7 protein-coding genes are annotated in these 6,249 nt (G+C 56.3%); 6 read left to right on the top strand and 1 reads right to left on the bottom strand.

Annotated features, from left to right (window positions below; all coding sequences use genetic code 11):
• Window positions 1-507: 507 nt before the first annotated feature.
• The 6 genes from NW815_RS02470 (at window position 508) to NW815_RS02445 (ending at window position 4,967) form a co-directional block, all read left to right on the top strand.
• Complete coding sequence (locus NW815_RS02470) at window positions 508-615, top strand: PetM family cytochrome b6-f complex subunit 7 (RefSeq protein WP_414329137.1); 108 nt, start codon at window positions 508-510, stop codon at window positions 613-615.
• 124 nt (window positions 616-739) lie between these two features.
• Window positions 740-1,714 carry a ketopantoate reductase family protein gene (locus NW815_RS02465; protein ID WP_414389287.1) on the top strand — a complete coding sequence of 325 codons (975 nt, stop codon included), beginning with the start codon at window positions 740-742 and terminating at the stop codon, window positions 1,712-1,714.
• 193 nt (window positions 1,715-1,907) lie between these two features.
• A complete protein-coding gene (locus NW815_RS02460; protein ID WP_414389285.1) occupies window positions 1,908-2,675 on the top strand; it encodes an SDR family oxidoreductase in 768 nt (255 codons plus the stop codon).
• 72 nt (window positions 2,676-2,747) lie between these two features.
• Window positions 2,748-4,007, top strand: coding sequence for a sensor histidine kinase (locus NW815_RS02455; protein ID WP_414329134.1), 1,260 nt, complete (start codon window positions 2,748-2,750; stop codon window positions 4,005-4,007).
• 154 nt (window positions 4,008-4,161) lie between these two features.
• Window positions 4,162-4,425: a helix-turn-helix domain-containing protein gene (locus tag NW815_RS02450; protein WP_011432496.1), complete on the top strand. Its 264-nt coding sequence runs from the start codon at window positions 4,162-4,164 to the stop codon at window positions 4,423-4,425.
• Between the two features lie 281 nt (window positions 4,426-4,706).
• Window positions 4,707-4,967 (top strand): hypothetical protein, encoded by a 261-nt coding sequence (locus NW815_RS02445; RefSeq protein WP_414343320.1) that lies wholly within the window; start codon window positions 4,707-4,709, stop codon window positions 4,965-4,967.
• Between the two features lie 79 nt (window positions 4,968-5,046).
• Here NW815_RS02445 and NW815_RS02440 read toward each other — a convergent pair whose 3' ends face one another.
• Complete coding sequence (locus tag NW815_RS02440; protein ID WP_414390424.1) at window positions 5,047-5,931, bottom strand: acyl-CoA desaturase; 885 nt, start codon at window positions 5,929-5,931, stop codon at window positions 5,047-5,049.
• Between the last annotated feature and the right edge of the window lie 318 nt (window positions 5,932-6,249).

Here is a 6,249-nt window from a genome sequence, read left to right as displayed (position 1 = left end):
CTGACGCACGCGCCCTACCGCTATGGTCATCTGAACTACTCCTTAAAGACGTCTAAATGAATGAGGACATTAATGAAACTACAAAGTTTGCTTCTTCGAAGCAAGAGCGGAGCCTAGGTATAAAGACTCAACCCTCGGGTCTTTTGCCTCAGTTTCTTTGAACGGCTCTTTGGCGAGAACTGCCTGGGAACTTTCCAGTGGGTTAGAATTCCCAGCGCTCCAAGACCCTATCGAGAACCGTTTCCAGGGCTCACGAGGCCCAACAGAGCATTTGAGAGCCACCGGACAAGTTTTACGGCTGTAGGCATTACAATTTAGCCTATGCCGGTAAAGACTTGTAAATTGCTTTCATTATAGAGGCGGATAGCCGGATCTCATCAAGTCTGGGAGAACGACTGTTTTTCGAGGAGTTGGGTTTGGGCCGCTACACCCTTGGAGTGAAGGCCAGGGCTTGGGATCCGATATCCTGAGAAGGCGATGTATCCCATTTGCGAGGAAGCTGAATCTATGGCTGGCGAGATCTTCACCATTGCTGGACTCTGCATTGTGCTGACCCTGGTGGGCGTGGCACTTGGATATGGGATCCTAAGGGTGACCCAAGGGGGGGCAGAGTGAGGGTTCTCCAAAAGCCCTCCCTTCAGTTGTCGGGGGTTTCTCCCGATCCCGCTCGGCCCTTGTCACAGCCTCGTGTCAATTGGCCACCTGGATGTGAAGTGGGTGACGAAAAGATGATAGGCCCATGAAGATTTGTGTTGTTGGCGCCGGGGCGGTGGGAAGTCACTTGGCCATATGCCTGGCTCGGTCGGGCTTTCCCGTCAGTGTCGTGGCCCGTGGAGCTCACCTGCAGGCCATCCGCACCCAAGGTCTGAAGCTCATCCGGCAGGGGGATCCCTCCCAAACCTGGGTAGAGCGGTTGACAGCCACCGACGATCCGGCTGCCCTGGGCCCACAGGACTGGCTGATAGTGACGGTCAAGGCCCACAGCTTGCCGCAGCTTGCCCCTCGACTGGGATCCCTGTGTGGCCCCGACACCCCCATTGTGATCGCCCAGAATGGTATCCCCTGGTGGTACTTTTACCGGCATGGGGGCGAGTTTGAGGGGCATTCCCTGACTTCCGTGGATCCAGAAGGGGTTATCGCTGCTCATTTGCCGATAGAGCGGGTGATTGGCTGTGTGGTGTACATTGCCGTGCAGTTGGCAGAGCCGGGAGTGGTCTTGCACACAGGGGGTGGGCGCTACATTCTGGGGGAGCCGGATGGATCCCTGTCAGGACGGCTGCAGTCCTTGGCCGCCATCTTTGAACAGGCGCAGCTTGCCACCACTCTCACCTTGCAGATTCGGGCCGAGATCTGGCAGAAACTGTGGGGCAATGCCGCCTTCAATCCCATCAGCGCCCTCACCCGGGCTGCTCAAGATGAAATTGCCCAATACCCACCCACCCGTGCTTTGGTTCGGTCGGTGATGCAGGAAGTTGAGGCTGTGGCCCAAGCTCTGGGGATCCGGCTGCCGGTCTCTTTGGAAGAGCGGCTAGAAGATGCAGCCCGCGTGGGATCCCATCGCACCTCGATGCTGCAGGATATTGAGCTGGGGCGACGGACGGAGATCGAGGCCATTGTGGGAGCCATCACCGAGCTGGGGCGTTTAGTGGGCGTGCCCACTCCCCATTTGGATACTCTGTATGCTTGCGTCAAGCTGCTGGAGCGCTCTCTTTAGGCTCTTGCAGGGAGCGGTAGGGTCGCTACCGAACGGCAGAGAAACGATTCGTTTGCTGGATCCCAGGCTCCCCCCTGGGGAAGTGGCTCGAACTCTAGAATGGCTGTAGCCTCGAACTGACGAGGAAGCTGAAGGTGGCTGTCCATTTTTCTCCGACTCAACCCAACTGAAATCACAGCATTTGAATTAGCAAATGATGCTTGAAAACTCCATCGTGCTCATCACCGGAGCCAGTAGCGGCATTGGGGCCGCTTGTGCCACCCTTTTTGCCCGTTCTGGAGCCCGCCTGATTCTGGTGGCCCGCCGTCAGGATCGACTGCAGGAACTGGCTGGGGAATTGCAGCAGGCTTACGGCACTCCTTCCTACCTGCTGGCTTTGGATGTGCGGGATGGGACAGCCGTGCAGCAGGCGCTCCAATCTCTGCCCTCGCCGTGGGCCGACATCGACATCTTGATCAACAATGCCGGTTTAAGTCGTGGCTTAGACAAGCTCCACATGGGGGCCTTGCAAGATTGGGAAGAGATGATCGATACCAACCTCAAGGGGTTGCTCTATGTTACCCGCGCCGTTTTGCCCGGCATGGTGGAGCGAGGTCGAGGCCATGTGGTGAACATCGGCTCCATTGCCGGTCGGCAGACCTACCCAGGTGGCGCTGTGTATTGCGCTTCTAAGGCCGCCGTGCGGGCCATCTCCGAGGGGCTGAAGCTGGATTTACTGGGCACCCCCATTCGCGTCACCGAGATTCAGCCGGGCCTGGTGGAAACCGAGTTCAGCCAAGTGCGCTTCCGTGGGGATCGCGCCCGTGCGGCAGCAGTGTATCAGGGCCTCACCCCCTTGACGGCGATGGATGTGGCTGAAGTGGTGGTGTTTGCGGCAACCCGTCCCCCCCACGTGAACATCAGCGAGATCTTGCTTGTGCCCACCGACCAAGCCAGTACCACCCTCGTACATCGTCGATAAGAGGCCGGCAACCGGGCTTTCGCCTCCACTCTTGCTTCCCTGAGCGACAATGGCAGCAAAGGTGGTGGGAACATGGGACTGGAAGCCGGGATCCTGATCGGGTTGGGAATCGGTTTGCTTTGCACGTTGCTCCTGCTGTGGCAGACTCGGCGCCGTTTCAGACGCGAATTGCAGCGGTTGGGATCCCTGGTGCATCTGGCCATGCCCCTCCACTCCCTGGAACAGATGCTCAGCTTGCTCAGCCGTTATCTTCGCCAACAAGATCTGGATTGGGCCAACCAAAAACAGCAACTGCAAAACTGGCAATACCTGAGTCAGCGGCTCCCTTGGGGATATCTGCGGGTAGACGAAAACAACGTGGTGCTGGAGTGCAATCCTGCCGCCCAGCGCCTGCTGCGCATCAGCCAATGGCAGCCGGGCATCAAGCTCTTGCTGGAATGGGTGCGCTCCTATGAGTTGGATCAGCTCATCGAGGCTACCCGCCGACAGGAGACCGCTGCTCCTGTCCAAAGTCGCGAATGGATTTTCTACCCTTCCGGTGGGGATGGCAAACCGATTCCACTGCGGGCTTGGGGGTTGCTCCTGCCGCAAGCGCACGTGGCCATTTTTTTAGAAGACCGGCTGGAAGCAAAAATGCTGGCCCAACAGCGGGATCGCTGGGCTTCGGATGTGGCTCACGAGCTGAAAACCCCCCTCACCTCCATTCGCTTGCTGGCCGAAACTTTACAAAGCCGGGTCGATGCCGCTCAAGCAGTCTGGGTGGAACGATTGCTAAATGAAACTCTGCGCCTGAGCCATTTGGTTCAAGACTTGCTCGAACTCAGCGCCCTCAATTTGGGAGCCGCATCCCGCTCTCAGTGGCGCTGGGTGGATCTGGCAAGTCTGGTGCAGGAAGCCTGGCAAAGTGTAGAGCCGTTGGCCAAGCCTCGACACCAGGAACTGCACCTGAGCGGATTGTCCCAGATTTACCTCTGGGGAGATGAGCAACGCCTATACCGCCTCATCCTCAATCTCTTGGACAACGCCGTCAAGTATGGCAAGCCCGACTCTCCTATCCATGTGGTGCTTTCGGAGCAGGGATCCCAGGTGCAGTTAGAGGTGTACGACCACGGCCCCGGCCTGCCAGAAGATCAATTTGAGTTGGTCTTTCAGCCCTTTTACCGCACCGACACTGCGCGGGCCCGCAGCAAAGGCGGAACCGGCCTAGGGCTGGCAATTGTGCGACAAATTGTCGAAGTTCACGGGGGCACCATCCAACTGCGCAATCACCCGCAAACCGGTGGGCTGTGGGTTCAGGTGGAACTGCCCCGGAAGCACCTGGATCCCTTGTGAAACCCGCCCGAAGACGCTCGCGTCAGTGGCCCGCAGCCGGAGTCTGGACGAGAATCGCTCAAGATTTCCCTGCTGCAGGGCTATCCATCTCAGGGGTGATCCCCTAGAATTGGGGTAGGTAATCTTTACAGTTCATCTTAAGCAGGCATTCGGAATGGGTACTGACTATCATTCCGCAGACTTGTTGTCCGAACGGGAGCTGCAGGTCATTGAGTTGATTGCAGCAGGACTGACCAATCAGGACATCGCGGAACGCCTAGAGATCAGCAAGCGCACCGTTGACAATCACATCAGCAATATTTTGAGCAAGACCCGAACGGCAAATCGGGTGGCCTTAGTACGCTGGGCCTTGCAATGGGGAAAGATTTGCCTGGATCAGGTAAACTGCTGCACTTTGGTCGATGACAAAATTGCTTAGTCCCATCCCATTTTGCCGGTCAAGTGTCCAGCAAAGAGTGTTGAGCGGGGGGGTTTTGGTGACTGTATTGCCCAGAAGTTATAGTCATTTCAATGAGGAATGAAACTGTTCCGTTGCAGTGCTTCCTAGCTCTTCTCTCTCTTAGGGAGAGGGATTGGGGGGCTCGCGGAAGTGATGCGGAGCATTTGGGCGACACCGCGGAGTAGTTAGGAAGCGTCTTAATCTAACTTGAAGTGACTATACTTGAGTTGTTTTGAGCTACGTTGATTGGGTTGTCATACGTGAGCGTCCCCAAGCTGAAACGCTACGCTGTTCGCTACGATTCCATGCCTCTGATGGTTTATCGGGAATTGGCTGCCCATTTGGCTTGTGTTTCAGGGGTGAAAACGGAGCTGGAGTGGAAAAAAAACTCCACCTTTCGCTACCAAGACAGCCAAATAGAGGCATTGCATATTCATCAAGAACCCGATGCCGACATAGAACAAATTAAGCGTATTCTTGACCACTATGGAGCGTGGCAGTATAGCCCCTTAGAAGACTAGCTCTCTCTGCAACCCAAAAGGGATCCCTAGGGATAGGGATCCCCGGATGATTCCTCTGCAAGGTCTGGGAAAAACCAGTTCAGCGAGCAGCTTGGCCTTGGGCAGGCAGGTGCAGCTTACGAGCCAGGCCCAATCTCGCCAACAGCCAAATGGCCCAGTAGGTCATGTCGATCTCCCACCAACGTAAACCGGCCTTAACGCACTTCGGGTCGGCATGATGGTTGTTGTGCCAGCCTTCACCATAGGTTAGAATGGCCGCCCACCAAAGGTTACGGGCATTGTCGTCGCTCTCGAAAGTCCGGTAACCCCAGAAGTGGCTGGCCGAGTTGATCAACCAGGTACAATGCAGCAGCAGCACTGTCCGCACGAAGATACCGTACACGACGAATGACCAGCCCCCCAGCAGGTAGAGTATTGCAGCCAACGGCAGTTGCAAAAGCAGAGCATACCTATCCAGCCAGCGGTAGAAGGGATCCCGAGCCAAGTCCGGCGCAAAGGCAAAATACTTCTCAGGGTTAAAAAATTCTTCGCGGTGGTAGATCAGCCAGAGTATGTGGCTCCACCAAAAGCCCTTACGAGCAGAATAGGGATCCTTCTCCTCATCTTCGGTGAAGGCGTGGTGCTGACGATGGCCGCCCACCCAAAAGATCGGCCCCCCTTGAACGGCCAGGGCACCGAGAGTCGTGAAGACATATTCCAGCCACTTGGGCACCTGGAAACTACGATGGCTGAGCAGGCGGTGGTACCCCAAGCAGATGCCTAAGCTGCCGAAACACCAGTGGAGAAATAGGGCTACTCCCAGAGCGGGCCAGGAGAAGAAGAAAATGCCTCCCACCAAAGCCACCACGTGAAAGATGGCAAAGAAGAGCACATGTTCCCAAGCAAACCGAAAGGACTCTTGGGGCTCGGGCCGATTGAGCGGAGCGGGATGATTCAGCGATTGGCGAGAAAAAGAAATGGTCATGAACCCACAAAACCTCAGAAGAAGAAGTAGACTAGACTGACTAGGAAAGAGCCAAAACACAAAGCCCAAGTTAAGGCCGCCGGATAACAGCGGCCCAACGTGAAAACGGAGTCAAACCCCTGAAGACACCGCCATAGCCAGCGGTGACTTGCTATGTGCTCCGCTGTGATGAACTTGGCTACATAGGAAGAAGAGGAGCAGAGGCAACGCTGCCGACATCCTCTCGCTTGACATTAAGCCTAGCGGTATTCCACCGTAAATGCAAGCGTCACTTGCAGCCCGCCGCAATTCTTCAGCTAGAAATCGCAGGAGCCCCGC

This window comes from Synechococcus sp. R6-7 (assembly GCF_047461695.1).
GTDB lineage: Bacteria > Cyanobacteriota > Cyanobacteriia > Thermostichales > Thermostichaceae > Thermostichus.
The sequence above is the reverse complement of the archived record's forward strand: the minus strand, read 5'-3'. Positions and strand labels throughout refer to the sequence as shown.

Coding starts and splice junctions, on each gene's coding strand:
- NW815_RS02455 (WP_414329134.1), top strand. CDS start 2,748: ATGGGACTGGAAGCCGGGATCCTGATCGGGTTGGGAATCGGTTTGCTT.
- NW815_RS02440 (WP_414390424.1), bottom strand. CDS start 5,931: ATGACCATTTCTTTTTCTCGCCAATCGCTGAATCATCCCGCTCCGCTC.
- NW815_RS02465 (WP_414389287.1), top strand. CDS start 740: ATGAAGATTTGTGTTGTTGGCGCCGGGGCGGTGGGAAGTCACTTGGCC.
- NW815_RS02460 (WP_414389285.1), top strand. CDS start 1,908: ATGATGCTTGAAAACTCCATCGTGCTCATCACCGGAGCCAGTAGCGGC.
- NW815_RS02450 (WP_011432496.1), top strand. CDS start 4,162: ATGGGTACTGACTATCATTCCGCAGACTTGTTGTCCGAACGGGAGCTG.
- NW815_RS02470 (WP_414329137.1), top strand. CDS start 508: ATGGCTGGCGAGATCTTCACCATTGCTGGACTCTGCATTGTGCTGACC.